This is a genomic window from Mesorhizobium sp. WSM4898, from assembly GCF_029625845.1.
In the GTDB taxonomy this organism is placed as follows: Bacteria; Pseudomonadota; Alphaproteobacteria; order Rhizobiales; family Rhizobiaceae; genus Mesorhizobium.
The window spans coordinates 807,430-825,433 of the sequence record NZ_JARTVQ010000002.1 but is presented as its reverse complement, the minus strand read 5'-3'; the positions used below and the strand labels follow the sequence as shown (position 1 = coordinate 825,433).

The following is an 18,004-nucleotide window of genomic DNA, read 5'->3' as shown; positions in this document are numbered from 1 at the left end:
TCTCTCAGTCGGAATGTAGAACGGAACGCCGTCAGGCGAGGACGACGACTTTGCTCAAGTGCCTTGGCGCAGACGTGTCTTGTCCGCGCATCTGCGCGATCCGTTCGCCAAGAAGCTGCAGCGTGGGCAAGTAGACAAGACTGACCGCATCTTTTGCCCCGTCGACGGCAAAGCTGAGATCGCCCTTGCCACCGAGGCCGATCACGAAAGCGCCCTTGGCGCGCAGTTCGTCGGCCAGTTGCTCTTCCTCGCCCCGCGTGGTGGGGTGATAGAGAATCGTGACGACGGAACGGTCGTCGATCAGACTGATAGGTCCGTGTCGGTATTCGAGCGGATGATAAGCCTGGGTGAAAGTGCAAGCCATTTCTTGCAGCTTGAGACCTCCCTCTGCCGCGAGGCCGTAGAGGGGGCCGCCGCCGAGGAAAACGAAATGTGAACGTGTCGATAAGGCGGAGAGATCGCTTAGGGCCATTTGGTCAAGCATATGTCGAGCTTCTGAGGTGGTCTCGGCACCAACTTGATATCCGGCGAATTTCATTCCCATAAGAAGCATCAAGCTTGCCGACGCGGTCATCACTATTCCCTCGCTCGGGTGAGTGGGAGAAGCAATGAGCTGGTCGGAATGGGAAACGAGTGAGCTTTTGTCGTTGCAGGTAATGCCTATTACCTCGAGGCCACGTGAACGCGCCGCCTGTGCGGCGCGCACCAACTCGGAGGATTCTCCACTTCGCGAAACTGCAATTACAACGGTGTCGTTGGGATTGGCGCAGTAGGACTGTGGCCTGCGGAACCACTCATTGCCTGGCACTGCAATTGCCTGATGACCGCGGTCATTCAGAAAAGCGGCGATGGTGAGAGCGAGGTTATAGGAGGTGCCGCAACCTAATACGACGTGAGTCTTCCCGAGGCGGGGACGGAGTTCTACATTGGCTAGCGCGTCCCAGTAAGGGAACTGCTCGTGGATGGAAGCTTCGGTCGCGTTCATATGATGCCTTTCGCGATTATGCGGAAGATGGAGGATGCGAGGGCGGGCTCTTGTGAGCCCGTCACTGGGGCGCAAATGCCCGCGCAAGGTCTGCGGTGAATGTTTCAACAAAGGTGTCCTTCGGTTGGATGCCTGCTGTTTGCAAAGCGCCCCAGACGGCGCCACCGACGGGCGTCAAGATTGCCGGTTGGCATGGCCCGTTCATCCGAGTCATGTGATCCAAGATCGTGGAGCTATCGAACACGCTTCCTGCAGGGCTCCACGCTTGGCCGATGTGACCTACCAAGCGTTGCGCCGTTTTGAGTTGACTCGTCAGCTCGGCTGCAGCTGCGGTCATGATCGTTACGGCGGTTTTATCGCCTTGCTCCGCTAGGCGGTCGACTAGGCGGGCTAGAGTTGCGATCTCAGACCGTTGATGCTTCCTCGAAAGGCACCAACCCATCATGGTGTCGTGCCAATCTCTCCCGTGCGAGCCAATTTCGCTCAGCAGAGCCGTGGCGAAGGCGGAGGCATCCAAGCGACCATCCAGGGCCTGACTGGCCTTCCTCAATGCAAGTTGGCCGATCCAGTAGGCGCCGCCTTCATCACTGAAAATCTCGCCCCAGCCGCCGGCTCTCGCAATCCGGCCGTCGCTGCCTTTTGCCAGGACCATCGCTCCGGTTCCGGCAAGAACGACCGTGCCTGGGCCATTCAAGAAGGCGCCATCCAGCGCGATGCGAACGTCGTTCTCGTTTCGATGGGGTATCGGCAAATATTCGGCGACTGCTTTTTCCATCGTGTCGGTGACGGTTCTGATTTCTCCATGACCCGGAAGGCCTAAAACGGCGAAGCGTATCGAGGAGTGCAGCGGCGATACGGGTCGCAGCAGTTCCCGAAGGTTCTCTCGCCACTTGGAATTGTCCATAGGATTGATGCCTGCACCGGCGGCGGCGAATTCAATACAGCCGTCAGCGTTGGCTACGACCAATTGAGTTTTGGTCCCGCCGCCATCCAGCCCGAGCACCAGCGTATCCATCAGGCAGCCGTCTCTTCTGCGGTCGCGTCGCCGCCGATCGTGAGATGTACCCCCATATTCCTGATACGCTGTTGCCAATCCGGCGGAACATCTCGATCTGTGATCGAGTGGGTGCACGCAGAGAGCGGCGCCACCAGGTAGGTTGCTGCTCGTGCGAACTTGCTATGATCGGCAAGGAGGATGCGCTCGGTTGAGCGACCCAACATACGGGCGTTGATGCTGGCTTCGGACAAATCGATGCTGTAGATGGCGCCATCGTCCTTGATAGCGCTCGCACCAAGAAAGAGTTGATCGAACCACAATCTGTCCAACATCGATTCAGCGAGGGGGCCGACAAGAGAGGCGTTCTCATTGCGCAGATTGCCCCCAAGGACGGTAACCTTGACTTTGGGCGTATTGAGTAGTGCCTGCGCGACGGCCAGGCCGTTGGTGAAGACCGTTAGCGGAAGTGGCTCGATGCGTAGCCGCTGCGCCAGCTGCAGCACGGTAGTGCCGGCATCAAGAAACACGGTCGAATGCGGCTTGAGCATCTTGTAAGCGGCGTCTGCGATTGCGCGCTTGGCGTCGGCGTTTTCGCTCTCGCGCTCATTGAAACTTACCTCGACATTAGACCCTGCCGCGAGACGGGCGCCGCCGTGCACCCGGTCGATCACGCCTTCCTCTTCCAGGACAACAAGGTCCCGTCGAAGCGTGGGTAGGGAGGCGCCGATCGCGCTTGCGAGATCATTGATGTTCGACGGACCATTCAAATACAAAAAGTGCCGGATCCTATTGAGGCGGTCGTCCTTCATGCAGGGCTCCTGCGCTGCCAAATTGCTTTCAAGCGAATAGCGCATGCCTTCGAAGGCAGTCAATCAGTTTTGTGATCGATTTTGATCTTTTATGGCATTTTTCTTGAGATAAGGGCCCGTGCCAAGGGAAACAAGCTATCTGAAATCGCAGAAAGCCGTGAAAATCATGCGGTTCCTAGATACGATCAGTTTCGATCAACTTTATGATTGACATTCCCGAAATCGCTCAGATACCATCTGTATACGACCAGGGAGGAATGGCATGACATTCGTGCAGGGGGCCAGTTCGGCTGCCATCAGGCGTTTTCTTGACGTACCGGCAGCTATCGAGCGCCTGAGAAATGCCGTTCAGATCGACACGATCACCGGCAACGAAGCGAACATCATTCCGTTCTTCAGATCAGAGTTTGAGAACCTGGGCCTTGAGAAGATCACCGTGCGTGACTTCCTGCCCGGCCGGCCCAACCTGTGGGGTACCCTTCGTGGTACTGGCGGCGGACGGAAGGTGCTCATCATCGGCCATACGGATACCGTCCATGTCAGAGGCTGGTCAGAGCGTTGGGCTGGTGACGAACGGGAAAGTCCGTTCAGCGGCGCTGTTGTCGACGGACAGATGTGGGGACGCGGCGCCTCTGATTTGAAGGCGGGCCTGTGTACCGGAATATCGGCACTGGCCACCCTCAACGCGGCCGGGACCGTTTTGAAGGGTGACGTGATGCTCGCATTCGTGGGCGACGAAGAAAGCGGTGAGCCCGGCAGCGGTATCAGCGCAGGCATGAGAGCGCTAATTGCCGCGATGAGATCGGGAGAAGTCGATCTTCCCGATTTCGCTATCTACGTCGAACCGACGACGCTCGACGTCTATCCCGCCCATATGGGCTTCATGATTGTCGGCATTACCGTGACCGGACGTACATCCTATGTGGGCGTACCGGAAAAAGGTGTCGACGCGCTCAAGGCGACGCACGCAGTTCTGAGCGCGCTTTGGCAGCTTTCAGACCGCCTGGATCGTGCCGGAGAACACGATCTTGTCGGTCGTTCGTTCATCCTCGTCACGTCGATCGAGGGCGGCGGCTACATAGCGGTTCCAGGTGAGTGCAAACTCAGCCTGCTGCGCAAACTTCGTCCAGGTGAATCGCTCGACGTTGCGCGCACGGAGATAGAGTCCGCCGTTGCAGCCGCGGATCTGCATCCTGAAATTCGCGTCACATTCGACTATCCGGCAGGCCGCAATCATCCCCTTGGCGGCACGCCTCTCGACGGCGATCCGACGCACCCGGCCGTGGTCCGTCTTGCTCAAGCAGTGCAATCGGTACGTCCAGACCGCGGTCGGATAGTCGGCGGGCCGTTCTGGTCCGAGGCTCCCTTTCTCGCGGAGCTTGGAATTCCGACAGCATATTTTGCACCAGGCGACATCCAGATCTGTCACGGCCTGGAGGAGCATGTCTCGCTGGAAGAATATCGCGATGGCATTGCAGCCCTGTCGGTCTTTCTGGCGGACAGTCGGCGCAGGCTCGTCCGGCTGCGTGCTCGCCAACCGGCTGAGCGCCGATCCGGCGAAACGCGTGCTGCTTCTGGAAGCTGGCGGATCGGACAACTATCCCTGGATCCACATCCCGGTCGGCTACCTCTATTGCATGGGCAATCCGCGGACCGACTGGGGCTATCGCACCACCGAAGAGCCTGGTCTGAATGGCCGCTCGCTTGCCTATCCACGCGGCAAGGTGATGGGCGGCTGCTCGTCGATCAACGGCATGATCTACATGCGGGGCCAGGCGGCCGACTACGACCACTGGCGCCAGCTCGGCAATCGCGGATGGGGCTGGGGCGATGTGTTGCCGCTGTTCAAGAGGTCCGAGGACCATCAACGGCTGAACGGGGCCTTTCATGGCCAGGGCGGAGAGCTTCGCGTCGAGCGCCAGCGGCTCTCCTGGCCGATCCTCGACGCGGTCCGCGAGGCGGCCGAGGAACTCGGCGTGCCCAAAGTCGACGACTTCAACGCTGGTGACAATTTCGGCTCGTCCTATTTTGAGGTGAACCAGAAAGCCGGCTTCCGCTTCAACGCAGTGCGCGCCTTCATCCGTCCGATCCGCAACCGCAGGAACCTGACCATCCTGGCCCAGGCGCACGCTGAACGAATTGTGCTCTCTGGCCGCAAGGCGACAGGCCTGGAATTTCGACACAACGGGACGCCATCATCGGTCGAGGTTTCCGGTGAACTGATCCTGTCGGCCGGCGCCATCGGCACGCCGCAGATACTGCAGCTGTCCGGCATCGGGCCGGGTTCGCTGCTGCAAGGGCATGGCATCCAAGTGCAGCACGACCTGCCGGGCGTTGGCGAGAACCTGCAGGACCATTTGCAGATTCGCACGGCCTTCAAGATCGCCGACGCTCAGACACTGAACGAGCGGCAGGCAAGCCTGTGGGGCAAGGTGCGGATCGCGTTGGAATACGCATTTTGGCGATCAGGTCCGATGTCGATGGCGCCAAGCCAGCTCGGCATCTTCATGAAATCCGATCCGCGCTTCGAGACAGCCAATATCGAGTTCCATGTCCAGCCGCTTTCGCTGGAGGCATTCGGCCAGCCGCTGCACAGCTTCCCGGCGATCACGGTCTCGGTGTGCAACCTCAGGCCCGAATCGCGTGGGACGGTGCGGATCGTCTCGCCGCGCTCGGAGGACCATCCGGCGATCGCGCCGAACTACCTCTCGACGGATGGGGACCGCGAAGTCGCCGCTGCCTCGATCACGGCGGCGCGCCGGCTCATGGCCACGAAGCGGATGGCGCGATATCGACCGGAGGAGTTCAAGCCGGGCGTCCACATCCAGGCGCCTGAGGAACTCGCGCGCGCCGCCGGCGACATCGCCACGACGATCTTCCATCCCGTCGGCACCGCCAGGATGGGTGCGGACGATGCCGCCGTCGTAGATCCCGAATTGAAGGTGCGCGGCTTCGAAAGCCTGCGTATTGCCGACTGTTCCATCATGCCCACCATTGTGTCAGGCAATACGCACGCCCCTGCGCTAATGATCGCGGAAAAGGCGGCTGAGTTGCTTTTGAGGGTTCGCTAGTATCGCAGACGCCCTATTGGGCAATTCCTATGGTGCGATTGTCCTGTGAGCGCAACGAGCGTTAGTCGACCCAGCGCTCCCGTCTGCATAAGACCGGAGCCAAGCTATGTCTCCCCTCGAAACCCATCGTGCCCTTCTGAATCATTCCTCCGCCATTACGGAGCGGGCAAGGGCCTTGCGTCTTGAATTCAGACAGAGCGTTGAGGATGCTCGCTCTCAATCGCAGGAACGCATAGCGCGTTCCCGTCATCTTCTGGCGACGACCAAGGTGCGCTCGTGGTGGCCCAAAAAAGTTCAAACTGAGACACGGATCATGCGGCTTGGTCTCGCGCGAGGGCACCTCAGGCTCGGCAGATGGCACCTTTGCCCTGCAGCGGGAGGGGATAGACAAACTACAACGCTTCGAACTGCCAGCCGCCAGGGCGGATTTAATATTTGGAAGCGACTTTAGGCATATCTAAACGGCCGTCGCTGCCAATAAGCGTAAGCGCCGGACTTTCTAGGTTGCCAGGTCTGTGGATGGTCAGATGCCGTGCTGAAGGGGCGGCGCTTATGTCGTTGTCGCGTAGCAGTCGCGTCTACGGGCCTGCTGATCTGGACATGCTCCAGCGGGTGTTTAACCGGTTGTACGATGAGCGACGCCTGGCCAAGAAGGATCGCGAACAGCGGGAATATCTGGCTAGGGAAGTTTTCCAAGCTTTTGGTGAGGCCACCACCGACGAAGCTGACCTACTGCGAGGGCTTTCGGCTCTCAAATGACGCAGCGAGGCGTGAAGGTATCAGCATAGGGACCAAAGTGTCGGTCTCTACGACTTCTGTCTGAATAGAACATCTCAACGGGCATGCGATCCTGCTTTCAGACGGCACCGGTCGACCTCGCATTCTATCCGTGCCGTCTGAAAGGCATGGAGCCCGCTCGTCCCCCTCTAACGAGGGGGCTCTTGCATGCGACGGATTTCGAGGAAGGACCTGAAGGTAGCGGCCAGATTTTCCTCAGCATGAGCGCGCGGGCTTTGAAATTTCTGAACCGATGGATGGCAGAACATCTGCCAAACGTGAGCACCGAAGACCCAGGGGCCATTGCCGATCTCGTCGTCGAACTCCTGGCTACTGCCGGGCGTCAGGGCATCGCGCCGCAAGAGATATACGAGGAGGTCGATAGCGTGTTTCACCTTCTGAAAGAAGCGATGCAGCGCCGTGGGGGCGGCTTGGCCGATTGACACGGCGAAGATGCCTGCGCAGGGACGTCCATCATTTTTAAATGACGGCGCGCTTCTGCCCTCGCCAGAAGACGAGCCAACCAAGTTTGGTGGCTTGTCGCCCACAGGCGGGCGCCTAGTTCAGGAGCGGAAAGCGTGAAAACCATGGCCGACAAAAAAATACTCAACGGCGGAAGCGGCTTTGAGATCGCCATGATGGCTGTCATCGTTGCGGCTGCGATGGGCCTCATCATAGTCGCAGCTACGGGAATGCAGTGAACGCCAGTTGCGCTCGCCCCCGACGCTCTTGACAACCGGCGATAGCACAGGCCAGTTTCGCCGCGTTTGAAGACCATAGGGGGAATTTTGTGAAGAAGACATACGAGAAGCCCACTCTCCGCAAGCGTGAACGTCTGGCTACGGTAGCGGCTGCCCCAATTTCGGGACCACCCGTCGAGCCGGCTTGAGTTCGCTGGTTTCGCATCGAAGCCCGTCGGCCCCGGTCGGCGGGCTTTTTGTTCCGCTGCAGTTCGGTTCCTGGTCGCAGCTCCCGGGAGACGGTCGAGCGCGCCCTGTCGGGTCGGTCCTGACGCAAAGAGCCCGCTCGCGGAGGAGGTGCGGCGGGCTCTTCTGCGGACTCGCTAAGTCAGTCTTGCGGCCAAGCCTGCCAGAACCTTAAAGGCGCCCGAGGCACGAGACTTGTAGGCATATTTGTAAACCGTGCGGTTTCCTTCATCGGTCACCCGCACCCAAAAGCGTTCATCTGTCCGTGCCGTGACGTCCTTGCCGGTGGCCTTTTTGGCGGCCTCCCAAGGAGTGTCTGCGCTGGCTACGCGATAGGATATCGGCATGTCGCCGACCATCTCTTCCACCCTGTAAAGCCTAACCGTCATCAGGCTCACTCCAACAAAGGAGCGTCCCAACTTGCACTCGATCAGCTTGTTCCCTCTCGGGCGCTCACCTTCTTTCGTTGGAAGGAGGAGCAATCGCGCCTGGAACGATGTCGGTGTTCTGAGCCACCTTTATCCGCCAGCCCGACGGTTCTTCCTTCACAACCAGAAGCAGAATGCCTTGCCGTGTTCCGGCGGGTGCGCCGTCCGGAGCTGATGCACCGGTTAGGATCCATGTGAAGTGCACCGAGGCAAGGCCGGGTGCTAATTCGACAACTGATGAGACAGCCCCCTCGAGCCGGCTGTTGCGAAACATGGTTTCATGAGTTGCGCGATGCGCCCTCGCGATTTCGGCGCCTATGCTGCTCCGCGGCGCCACGTGCTCCTGAGCGCCCTCGCGTTCACTCGTTGGACGGTAGCAACGCCGACCACCGATATGCCCAAGTCACCGGCTTCGCTTGACGGCGGGCCGGATGACTTGGCCGGTCATACGCCCAGCTCGCCCTGCCGGCCTCTGTGCAGGATGAGTTCCCCTTCGGTGCCGCGCAAACGGAGGCTGGCAGGGCCTTCATCGTGGTTCCCTGGCATCGCATGTCAAAGCCCGCGCGATTCCGCCGGATCAAGACACTCCCGAAACAGATGCCAGCAGATGTACCAAAGACCGGGCAGCATCTGTGTCGGGTATGCCCAGATCGCGGACGCTGCTCATATGGTTCACCCTCGCCAGGCTCGTTCGTGAAACACCCAGTCCTTGGTTTTTCAGATGCTCCGCAAAAGCCGCAGCCTGGCTATGAAAAGGCGGGGTTTCATCCGCCCCGACCGAGATCTGGACTGTCACCGACGGATCGAAACGATGGTCGATCGGCGAAAACCGCTCAACCTCTTCATCGGTGATGGCTATTTCAGGAGCGAGGAACGACTCTTGCAACGGCCTTAAATCGTAGATGCCACCGAGCAGGAGCGCTCCTTTGAGACCCGATGGTCGGCTGTCGTCGTCGAAAAGCATCGTCGCGAGGTGCGCGCCGGCGGAATGGCCGCTGACGGTCAACTTGCCGGGGTCGCCGCCGTGGCTTTCGATGTGTTCATCCACCCACCGCTTGGCGCGGCGTATCTGGTCGACGATCGTGGCCATCCTCACCGCCGGCATCAGCGCATAGCCCATAATGACCGCGATCGCTCCTGCTTTGGTTACACATCCCGCGACGTAAGAATAGTCTGTCTTGGAGAACATGCGCCAGTAGCCGCCATGGATGAAGATATGCACCGGCAGTCGATCGCGTCTGCCTTCAGGGAAAAAGAGGTCCAGAGTTTCAGCGTGGCCGGCTCCATAAGCGACATCAGCGATCATGGGGATTTTCGCCCTGGTCTCCGCACTTCTGCGGCGGATCTCGGCGACGATGTTGTCGAACTCGGGGACGTGATCGAGCGTGCGGAATGGGTCTTTCGCCATCTCTCTCATCAGATCATCACGGCGAGTATTTCGCCTCCATGAACTCGGCTTGTAATGCTTCTGGCCGCCCCTCGCGCCCAAGCCCGCTCTGCTTGACGCTTGCGGAGGGTCGGCAGGGTCGGACATCAGATCGCGATTGAGCGCGATCATAACGGGCTCGATCTTCGATGCCATGCGGGTGCCTTGCAAGACGCGTGCGTAGATATAGGCGGCAAGGCCATACTCGGCGCTGGAGATCGCGGTTGCGGAAAACGCGGCCAGAAAGGCACTGATGCTAACGCACCTTCGCTCGGGTGACCCGCCAGATGACATTACCAACATCGTCGGCGACGAGCAGCGCGCCGGCCCGATCGACAGCAACGCCGACCGGACGGCCCATCGCCTTGCCATCATGTCCGAGGAAGCCGGTGAGCACGTCCTTCGGCGGCCCGCTCGGTCTACCACCGCGGAACGGCACGAAGATCACCTTATAACCGCTGTGCACGCTTCTGTTCCATGAGCCGTGCTGGCCAACGAAAGCGCCGTTGCCATAGGCCGTGCCGAGCGACGCGCGTCTGGAGAAGGCAAGACCCAGAGAGGCGGTATGGGAGCCGAGCGCATAGTCGGGCTTGACCGCCGCCGCTACAAGATCAGGGCGCTGCGGCTTGACGCGTTCGTCCACGTTCTGCCCATAATAGCTGTAGGGCCAGCCATAGAAAGCGCCGTTGCGAACTGAAGTAATGTAATCAGGCACGAGATCGTCGCCAATCTCATCACGCTCGTTCACGGCGACCCAAAGCTCGCCGGTTTCAGGATTCCAGGAGAGCCCGTTTGGGTTGCGCAGCCCGGATGCGAAAACCCGGGTGCTGCGGCTGGACCGATCCACCTCAAGGACGGCGGCGCGGTTTTTCTCCGCGGCGATGCCATTTTCTCCAGCGTTGCTGTTGGAGCCAACCGTGACATAGAGTTTACGTCCGTCCGGACTTGCGATCACGTCCTTGGTCCAATGATGGTTGATGTCTCCGGCCGGCAAGTCGACGATCTTTTCCGGCCGCGCGGTTACTCGGGTCTGGCCGTTGGAGTAGGGGAAAGCGACGAGCGCGTCGGTGTCGGCGACATAGAGCTTGCCTTTGGAAAGCGTCATGCCGAAGGGCGAATTGAGGCCTTCCACGAAAATCCTGCGCACATCCGCAACGCCATCGCCATTGGTGTCGCGCAGGAGCGTGATGCGGTTAGCGCTGATGGTCGCGGCGCCGGCTCGCTTCATGGCCTGGTTCATGACGAGCTTTCTGAGGCTGAACCCATCGTCATGCTTCGCAGGGGCATTGGTTTCGGCCACAAGCACGTCGCCGTTCGGGAGCACGTGCAGCCAGCGCGGATGGTCGAGGCCGGTGGCGAACGCTGTCACCTTCAGCCCCTTCGCCGGGGTTGGCATACCACCTTTCTGCCAGCCGGTTGCCTCCGCGATGTTGACGGTTGGGATCAGTGTGGGTGTCGGTTTCGGCAGGGTAGGGTTAGGGCCATAGCCGGTTACTGCCACCATTTTCTGAGCTGGGACGCTAGCGCAGCTGACTATGAGGGCTCCCAATCCAGCTAGGATCAAGTTTTGTGGGAAGCCGGCATGCATCGAACGTCCTCCGTTCGGATTCGCCTCGTGCTCTTTGGTTAAACGCTAGTCAGCGGCATGGTATTCCAATTACGTCAAAACAGCAGCTCGTGATCCGTTGCCGATCCGCTTGAGAGCCAGGAGTTCGCGACGCTCTGCTCTCTGCCATAGATATGCCGCGAGGAGATTCCGGCAACGCCGGCGGCCCAAACTCGAGCGAACCAAGATAAGCCTGGTTGGATGACGCCTCGCCTGGTTGGCCTGTCGCAAGCCATACGCTCGCCGGCATCATCTATCTCGCCCAGATCAGCCCGGCGCCTTCGTTGGGAAGGTGGCAAGCGTGGGCACACCGCAAGAGCCAAAAGCAGAGAAGCCGAAGCGAGCGTTCAGGGGCTTCCATGTTGTATCGATAAAACATCTCGTCTCGTTACGGGCCTTTGGTCCGTGTCGACTCTCCGACTCCTCAGCGCGATACTTGGGGCTCGTGCTTCCAGGAGGGTGCCATGCGAGAATTGCCGCCCAACGTCGATGCGGATGTCGTGATTGAAGTGGGCCGATACCTGGATGATCATGCGAAGACCACAGCAGTTTCCATATCAGACGCGATACGTGTCGTCAGACGTCGCGCACCTGCTACTCGTGCCAGCGAGCTATGGCTGGAAGAACTGATTGTAGAAAGCGCCGGCACCAGACAGTTGGCCGTCTTGCTTGACAATCGCTAGCACCGCGAAATTTCGCCCCAGCACCACCTATGCAATTGGCGATCCTGTGCTCGTCGCGAAGCTAGGCGCTGCCCTGGCGGTGACCAACGGTAGGCGAGGCATAGATCCGAAAGTTGGTCACGCCCGGGCCGCTATGCCATCCGCGCTAAGCGGGCCTAGAACTCGAAGCCCGATGCCGCCTTGCTCTTTGCCGGTTTGACGGTTCCCGACGGCCTCTCTGCAATCGATGCAGCGCCGTCGAGCTTTGGGTTGGCGCTCCGTTACTAAGGCGCCGTGAGGCTCACGGTCACGGCCGAAGCGGCCCGGTGGGGGATCGCAGAGCGTCTCAAAGACCACCTCTTGAAACGCAATTTGGCCCTCCCTAACTCATTTTTGCCGGATGCCGCTATCGGGTCCTGGCACGGGAACAACGGTCCTATCAGGGACCGAGTTCGGTTCATGTCGCTCGCATGGAGGATATGTTCCGGCGTTTGCTCGAACTTCCCTCCTCGCGGTTGCGAGCTGGCTCCTGGCCGTCTCGATCTCTGCCTGATCGCCGCCCGATTGCCTTCGATCCAGTTCGCTTCCGGTGCACGCGTGCTTCGCGCGTTGCGGCGTCTGGTCGTCAATCGAAGGAGGATCCCTATGCTGTTATCGGATTTGGGCCGCGTCGGATTCGATCCGTTTCTGGAAATGCGGCGCATGCAACAGGAAGTGAATCAGCGTCTGGCCGGCGTGACGGCCAGTGCCGCCCAGGAGTTTCCCCCGGTCAATCTTTGGGTCGGCAACGATAGCGTAGCGCTGACCGCCGAATTGCCTGGGATCGCGCCCGACGAGGTCGAACTTACGGTGCGCGACAAAACACTAACATTGAAGGGCGAATGCGATTCTCGGGCGGAGGACGAGAAAGCCGTCTGGCATCGCCGCGAGCGCCCCTACGGAAGCTTCTCCCGGACGGTGCAACTGCCGTTCCGCGTCGATCCGGAACAGGTCGAGGCGCGTTTCGGCAACGGGGTGCTCGAGGTCGAACTGCATCGACCGGAGGCGGATCGGCCGAAGAAGATCCAGATCAAGGGATGAGAGGAGGGAACCATGGCTCAGGAACTAAAGACCACCGATCGCCAGGTCATCAGCCAGCCTGACGGCGGCGAACGGACCCGCTCGCGGTCCGTATTCGTGCCGCGCGCCGATATCTATGAGACGCAGGACAATGTCGTCCTTCTCGTCGATATGCCCGGCGTCGCCCCGGATGGAGTGGATATCACGCTTGAGAAACGGACACTGGCGATCCGCGGCTACGCGGCCGATCAACAGCATGAAAATTATCGTCAGGTCTATGCCGAATACAGCGCCGGCGATTATGAGCGCGTCTTCACGCTATCCGAGGACATCGACCGCGACGGCATCGAGGCGTCGCAGAAGAACGGCGTCCTGCGTCTAGTGCTGCCCAAGGCGGCGCCGGCCAAGGCCCGCAAAATCCAACTCAAGATGGCTTAGCCCTTGGAGATAGAGGACATTGACGATGCGAATCAGAGACCCGATCCCTTGAAGCAACCGATGCCCGTCACTCCAGGCACGGAATGGCGGGCCATCTATTCACTCTCTTCACTGCCGTCGAACGAAAGAACCCCATGCTCGCCGGCTCTATCAAATGATGCAGCACGGCGAAGGTTTCAGCATAGGGACCAAAGTGTGAGTCTCTACGACTTCTGTCCGAATAGAACATCTCAACGGGCATGCGATCATGGTCGCGGCGGCACGGGTCGTCCTCGCATCTACCCGTGACCGTCTGAAAGCACGGAGCCCGCTCGTCCCCCTCAAACGAGCGGGTTCTTGCATGCGACGATTTCGAGAAAGAATCCTAAGCAGCGGCTAGGTTTTCCTTCGCATGAGCGCGCGGGCTTTGAAATTTCTGGACCGGTGGATGGCAGAACATCTGCAAAACGTGAGCACCGAAGACTCAGGGGCCATTGCCGATCTTGTCCTTGAACTCCTGGCTACTGCCGGGCGGCAGGGCATCGCGCCCAAAGAGATATACGAGGAGGTCGATAGCGTGTTTCAGTTCGTGAGCGAAGCGATGCAGCACCGTGGGGGCGGCTTGGCGGGTTGAGAGACAGGTACCGGTCACTCACGCACGCGCGAGGTGGCAGCTAGGGGTGGCCTAGGTGGCAACCAGCCGCCGCGGTTTCCTCGCCAGCATCAGGTTCGGCTTAAGGGGCGCTTTTGAACCGAAAGAGGGTGGGGTATCCCAATAGAATATCCCACTCCCTTCACCAGATGGTCTTCACATGTCCGCGGTTCCCCGCATGACAGGTCGTAATCAGTTACTATTCCCCGGTCCGGTCGTCGTGGTCGACGTTGAGCAATTATTGCAGTCGGTCTTCCCGTTATTGATCTGCCCGCTCGGTCCGGTCGATGTCGTTGTCGTTGTCGTCCCATTATCGTTGTTGGGTGGGTTTCCGCTGTGTCCCTGTTCACTGGTGGTTGTCGTCGAGATGCCTTTAGGGTCAGCAAACGCGGGAGCGGAGACTGCGAATGCAAGCGCTGTCGTGACGATAAGGATCGTTTTCATTTCGTTCCTCCTGACATGCTACGCACGCCGCATCATTGGAACGCGGCACGGGCCTCCTAATGCCGCGCCGAAACGTTAAGTTTAGACATAACTAATATTCAAAGGCAATTCAGTCGCGGCATGCCTGCATCAGCATTTCGGGGGAGCGCGCGCGTCAAGTGACTCAGTCGCCGGATCTGTTCTACTTCAAGCGGCTTACTTCTCAATCGCGCCTACGGGGAGGCCGGGAACATTCTACCAGCCGTCCCGGTTGGGCTCGCGGCGATTGCAGAGACCCGCCTCGCTTGGGTTGCACAGACCCGGAGCCCGCTCGTCCGCTCAAGCCAGCGGGCTCTTGGCGGTCTCACATTTCGCGCCATATGACGGATGGGTGGCCCGGTAGCCTTTGGGTGTGGCTTTGGGGGCCGGCCCACCGGGCCTTAGCCGGCAGTGTAAGAGCCGGCGAGCCACTATATGCGCATCTGCTAATATTTGGAAATTAAGCTAAAGGTCGAACCCGCTTGAACCTCCAACATGGCGGGTGGACGTTACAACGGCACGTCAGCATCTCGGTCCCGGGCGGATGCCTCGACTGTCGCTGGCCGCTGATCTATTAGCCCGGTGACCAAAAGGCTGAGAAGTCAGATCAGGCGAGCAGCCAATCATTCAAATGGAATTCATAGATCTTGCCGTCGTTCTCGGTTGGATTCGAGTCGTTGTCCACGCCGCGATCGACGACGTAGAGGCTCATTTGGTGGCTCGGATCGTCGCTGCTCGGCGCCAGCGCAAGTCCCGCCGGCTTTTTCGCGTTGGCGGCGGAGATGTCGAGTGTGCCCAGCAGATCGCCGGTTGGCGTCACCATTGCCACGGAGGTGCGCGACACGATGACATAAAGCAGGTCGTGGACCGGATCATACGCGAGGCCGCCGTCGGAGGGTGTGCCGAGCGATTGTGTAGAAAAACTCGTCACGACATCATCGCCGCCCGTGCTTGGGACGCCGTCGAATTTGCCGTTCGGGCCCGGAGCGATGGTGTAAATGCTATGGGTGGTGCCATCCTCGAGATAGAGCACTCCGCGGTTTGTGTCGTAGGCAAGACTCTCCGAATCCGTACTGCCGAACGCAGCGGTCCTGAATGAGGTCACGATATCGTCGGACGTGTTGTAAAGCCTATCGTTGCCCGGGTTCAACTCGTAGACGCTCTTCGTGCCGGTATCGTCCGAGAAGAAGAGATGGTGGTTCGCCGGATTATAGGTGACCCCGGCCGGCTCATCGGAGAAATTGATGGTGGTGAGCGTGCCCGCCAGGGTGCCGTTCAGATTCATCTGGTAGAGATTCTTGCCGGTGAAAATCGACATTTCGTCGACTTCGCTGTCGGAAACGAGCAGCGTGCCGAGATGAGAAATATAGACGATATCGGTTGGATCGGGACTCGGCGGCGACCACTGCGAAGTCAGAATGGTATGCGCCAAGGTCACCGATGTCGGCAACTGGCTGCCGCCGGTGACGTCAACGGTGAAGGTGTGCGTGGCGACGCTGCCGTCCGACGAGGTGGCTGTGACGTGGAGATCGATCGTCGGCTCGGACTGAGCGTTGAGCGTGCCGCTGCTCGATCGCGTGATGACGCCGGTGCTGGAATTGATGGCAAAGCGCGTGTCGTCGATTGTGTAGATGACCGTCGAACCGGCATCGGGATCCTTGGCCGAGGCGGTGATGCCGACGGCAGTACCGGCGGCAGCGTTCTGGCCGATCTGATTGGCCGCGGTGTTGGCATCGGGCGGCGCGTTGAACTTTACAGGCTCCGGGCTGTCGAGGACAGCGAGGGTGAAGCTCTTGTTGGCGGTGCTGCCGTCGGAAGAGGTTGCCGTCACCGTCAGGTTGATCGACGACTGGGTTTCGAAGTCGAGTGTGCCAAGGGCCGAACGCGTGATGACACCGGTATTGGAGATAGCGAAGCGTGCATCGTTGAGGCTGTAGGTGACGGTCGCGCCGGCATCGGGATCCGTGGCCGAAGCGGTGATCCCGGTGGATGCTCCCGCCGCGGCGAGCTCGGCGATCTGGTTGGCGCCGGGATCGGCATCGGCCGGTGTGTTGAAGGCCACCGGATTCCCGGATCCCGGCAAGACATATTCGATGTGCAGCAGCGGCGCGCTGGCGGGATTGTATTCGTAGGAATCGGCGGTGCGCGTGCCGGTGCCGGTGATCAGGAAGGCCATGTCGTTGAGCGCCGCCCAGCCCGAGCGGCTGACGATCTCCTGGACGATAGCCGTAAGGTCTGGCGTGCGCTCGGCCAAGCCGTGTTCGCCCACCGTGGTCCACGGGGCCGGCGTCCAAGCCGTCGACGCGTCGGTCGTTGCCCGTGACGATACATTGAAGCTGGTGCTGGTGAAGACGCTTGCGTCGTCGGTGTCCTGGCCCTTGATCAGCAGCGAGGTCGCGCCTGTCTTCACTTCATTGGCCTGGAACTGGATGTAGGCGCTGGTGATGATCGCGCCTTGCGGGATGTCGATACCGGTGAAGCGGAGACCGACGGTCTGGCGGGTGCTGCTGTCAAAACCCAACTCCAGATCGTTGATATTGGTCGAAATCGAGCCGGAGCCTTTCTCCTCGACGTCGTCCCCTGCGGTCGCGACCCTCGTTTCGAACACCGGGTCGGCCCCCAAAGCATTGGCGGCGGTCAATGCGCTCGCCGTTGCGGTCGTGCCGGTGTTGGATGCGGCACCGGCACTGGTGTTTTCGTGGGTGGCATCTGGGAGGCCCGCACGATGCCATAAGCCCGAGGCATATCCTGTCGCGCTCTCAGGAAAGGTGCCGTCGAGATGAATACCAATTCTGGCTGCAGCTTCCGCAAGGCCGTTCAGGCCGGCATTGATCCCGCCTGTCGAAGTGCAGGCGGCAATGAGGGCATCGATTCTGGTCGCGGCTAAATCCGGGCCATCGCTATGAATGCTTTTGCCGATTCCGGCAGCAAGACTGCCGGAATCGGGAGTCGGTTCCTCGATCGCCGAAGCCCTTGGCCTGCTGTCAATATCGGCAGCCGGAGCGCCAGTTCCAGCGGTTGGGACCGGTCCGTCGCCGATCGTCTGAAGGCCTTTGAGGGAGGAGCAGAAGCCGAACCAAGTCGCGTCGTTTCCAAGGCTCCCGCCAATGCCCGGGATCCAAAGTAGTTCGGACATATAGTGTCTCCTTCACCGCACGTCACAAAAACACCTAGCGTCAGCCTGATCGCAGCAGCCTCGAACCGTCGTATTCGACCGCGCCATTCACGTGACTCGAGACGAATGGTGGGTGAGAATCGTACCGAGAGGCAGCGAAGAACCAGAGACCTCCAAACACAGGCGCAGCCGGTCTCACACATGCGCGTTCAATGCCGGTATTCCTAAGATGATGCGAGCCGACAGGCGCGACGGCCCTGCGCCAAGACGGCGTACGTGACAAGCTGGCAAAGCCGTGTTCGAGCTACTCCTTCCTGCCGGCCAATTGACCCCGATCCATTCGAAGCTGCCCGCGCCTAATTCGGGGCTCAAATTCAGCCTCGAGGCGCGACTTGGAGTTCTATAAACATTGGCACGCCTTCAGATAGCGCGTGCTATTATTTCAGAGAATTCTGCGTCATCACAACGGCTATTCGGTCAGACGAAGGGCTTAGAATTGGGCGGTGGTGCTGCAGGCTTTCGAGCGCGCAAGGAACTCGAGCGCCTTCGCGGGTGGTCAGTTCGAGCCGGTTGGTATCAGGCGCTGCGTTCGGCACCGGTGTGAAGCAGGGA

At 60.0% G+C, this 18,004-nt stretch carries 14 protein-coding genes and 2 pseudogenes; 8 read left to right on the top strand and 8 right to left on the bottom strand.

Annotation, left to right across the window (positions count from 1 at the left end; genetic code table 11):
- Positions 1 to 31: 31 nt before the first annotated feature.
- The 3 genes from P9228_RS11380 to P9228_RS11370 form a co-directional block, all read right to left on the bottom strand.
- Positions 32 to 985, bottom strand: a complete 954-nt coding sequence (locus tag P9228_RS11380) for an SIS domain-containing protein (protein WP_278053473.1) — start codon at positions 983 to 985, stop codon at positions 32 to 34.
- A 61-nt stretch (positions 986 to 1,046) separates the two neighbouring features.
- Positions 1,047 to 2,000, bottom strand: a complete 954-nt coding sequence (locus tag P9228_RS11375) for a BadF/BadG/BcrA/BcrD ATPase family protein (RefSeq protein WP_278053472.1) — start codon at positions 1,998 to 2,000, stop codon at positions 1,047 to 1,049.
- Positions 2,000 to 2,791, bottom strand: coding sequence for a DeoR/GlpR family DNA-binding transcription regulator (locus P9228_RS11370; RefSeq protein ID WP_278053470.1), 792 nt, complete (start codon positions 2,789 to 2,791; stop codon positions 2,000 to 2,002). Before P9228_RS11370 ends, P9228_RS11375 begins: the two co-directional genes overlap by 1 nt.
- Before the next feature lie 262 nt (positions 2,792 to 3,053).
- On the opposite strand from P9228_RS11370, the pseudogene P9228_RS11365 reads away from it, so the two are divergent.
- The 4 genes and pseudogenes from P9228_RS11365 to P9228_RS11350 all read left to right on the top strand — a co-directional run.
- Positions 3,054 to 4,226, top strand: a pseudogene (locus P9228_RS11365) (M20/M25/M40 family metallo-hydrolase); the annotation flags it as partial.
- Positions 4,227 to 4,233: 7 nt separating this feature from the next.
- A complete protein-coding gene (locus P9228_RS11360; RefSeq protein WP_278053469.1) occupies positions 4,234 to 5,862 on the top strand; it encodes a GMC family oxidoreductase N-terminal domain-containing protein in 1,629 nt (542 codons plus the stop codon).
- A 941-nt stretch (positions 5,863 to 6,803) separates the two neighbouring features.
- Positions 6,804 to 7,082 carry a hypothetical protein gene (locus P9228_RS11355; protein WP_245456985.1) on the top strand — a complete coding sequence of 93 codons (279 nt, stop codon included), beginning with the start codon at positions 6,804 to 6,806 and terminating at the stop codon, positions 7,080 to 7,082.
- Between the two features lie 135 nt (positions 7,083 to 7,217).
- Positions 7,218 to 7,340 (top strand): hypothetical protein, encoded by a 123-nt coding sequence (locus P9228_RS11350; protein ID WP_259979830.1) that lies wholly within the window; start codon positions 7,218 to 7,220, stop codon positions 7,338 to 7,340.
- A gap of 362 nt (positions 7,341 to 7,702) precedes the next feature.
- Here the strand turns inward: P9228_RS11350 and P9228_RS11345 are convergent, their stop codons facing one another.
- The 4 genes and pseudogenes from P9228_RS11345 to P9228_RS11330 all read right to left on the bottom strand — a co-directional run bounded on the left by P9228_RS11345 (position 7,703) and on the right by P9228_RS11330 (position 11,007).
- A complete protein-coding gene (locus tag P9228_RS11345; protein ID WP_127215392.1) occupies positions 7,703 to 7,954 on the bottom strand; it encodes a hypothetical protein in 252 nt (83 codons plus the stop codon).
- A gap of 616 nt (positions 7,955 to 8,570) precedes the next feature.
- Complete coding sequence (locus P9228_RS11340; protein ID WP_278054052.1) at positions 8,571 to 9,401, bottom strand: alpha/beta hydrolase; 831 nt, start codon at positions 9,399 to 9,401, stop codon at positions 8,571 to 8,573.
- A 16-nt stretch (positions 9,402 to 9,417) separates the two neighbouring features.
- A pseudogene (locus P9228_RS11335) lies at positions 9,418 to 9,626 on the bottom strand (aldehyde dehydrogenase family protein); the annotation flags it as partial.
- A gap of 49 nt (positions 9,627 to 9,675) precedes the next feature.
- The gene (locus P9228_RS11330) at positions 9,676 to 11,007 is read right to left on the bottom strand and encodes a sorbosone dehydrogenase family protein (protein ID WP_278053468.1); all 1,332 of its coding nucleotides are present in this window, start codon (positions 11,005 to 11,007) and stop codon (positions 9,676 to 9,678) included.
- Between the two features lie 482 nt (positions 11,008 to 11,489).
- On the opposite strand from P9228_RS11330, the gene P9228_RS11325 reads away from it, so the two are divergent.
- The 4 genes from P9228_RS11325 (at position 11,490) to P9228_RS11310 (ending at position 13,797) form a co-directional block, all read left to right on the top strand.
- On the top strand, positions 11,490 to 11,708 hold the full coding sequence (locus tag P9228_RS11325) for a hypothetical protein (RefSeq protein WP_127215396.1): 219 nt from the start codon (positions 11,490 to 11,492) through the stop codon (positions 11,706 to 11,708).
- Between the two features lie 543 nt (positions 11,709 to 12,251).
- The gene (locus P9228_RS11320) at positions 12,252 to 12,767 is read left to right on the top strand and encodes an Hsp20/alpha crystallin family protein (RefSeq protein ID WP_278053465.1); all 516 of its coding nucleotides are present in this window, start codon (positions 12,252 to 12,254) and stop codon (positions 12,765 to 12,767) included.
- Between the two features lie 12 nt (positions 12,768 to 12,779).
- A complete protein-coding gene (locus tag P9228_RS11315; RefSeq protein WP_278053464.1) occupies positions 12,780 to 13,184 on the top strand; it encodes an Hsp20/alpha crystallin family protein in 405 nt (134 codons plus the stop codon).
- A 427-nt stretch (positions 13,185 to 13,611) separates the two neighbouring features.
- On the top strand, positions 13,612 to 13,797 hold the full coding sequence (locus P9228_RS11310) for a hypothetical protein (RefSeq protein ID WP_245322562.1): 186 nt from the start codon (positions 13,612 to 13,614) through the stop codon (positions 13,795 to 13,797).
- 1,087 nt (positions 13,798 to 14,884) lie between these two features.
- On the opposite strand, the gene P9228_RS11305 is transcribed toward P9228_RS11310, so the two are convergent.
- Positions 14,885 to 16,918, bottom strand: coding sequence for an RTX toxin (locus P9228_RS11305; RefSeq protein WP_278053463.1), 2,034 nt, complete (start codon positions 16,916 to 16,918; stop codon positions 14,885 to 14,887).
- Positions 16,919 to 18,004 lie beyond the last annotated feature (1,086 nt).

Coding starts and splice junctions, on each gene's coding strand:
- P9228_RS11330 (WP_278053468.1), bottom strand. CDS start 11,007: ATGCATGCCGGCTTCCCACAAAACTTGATCCTAGCTGGATTGGGAGCC.
- P9228_RS11345 (WP_127215392.1), bottom strand. CDS start 7,954: ATGACGGTTAGGCTTTACAGGGTGGAAGAGATGGTCGGCGACATGCCG.
- P9228_RS11310 (WP_245322562.1), top strand. CDS start 13,612: ATGGCAGAACATCTGCAAAACGTGAGCACCGAAGACTCAGGGGCCATT.
- P9228_RS11340 (WP_278054052.1), bottom strand. CDS start 9,401: ATGGCGAAAGACCCATTCCGCACGCTCGATCACGTCCCCGAGTTCGAC.
- P9228_RS11360 (WP_278053469.1), top strand. CDS start 4,234: ATGTCTCGCTGGAAGAATATCGCGATGGCATTGCAGCCCTGTCGGTCT.
- P9228_RS11315 (WP_278053464.1), top strand. CDS start 12,780: ATGGCTCAGGAACTAAAGACCACCGATCGCCAGGTCATCAGCCAGCCT.
- P9228_RS11380 (WP_278053473.1), bottom strand. CDS start 985: ATGAACGCGACCGAAGCTTCCATCCACGAGCAGTTCCCTTACTGGGAC.
- P9228_RS11370 (WP_278053470.1), bottom strand. CDS start 2,791: ATGAAGGACGACCGCCTCAATAGGATCCGGCACTTTTTGTATTTGAAT.
- P9228_RS11325 (WP_127215396.1), top strand. CDS start 11,490: ATGCGAGAATTGCCGCCCAACGTCGATGCGGATGTCGTGATTGAAGTG.
- P9228_RS11375 (WP_278053472.1), bottom strand. CDS start 2,000: ATGGATACGCTGGTGCTCGGGCTGGATGGCGGCGGGACCAAAACTCAA.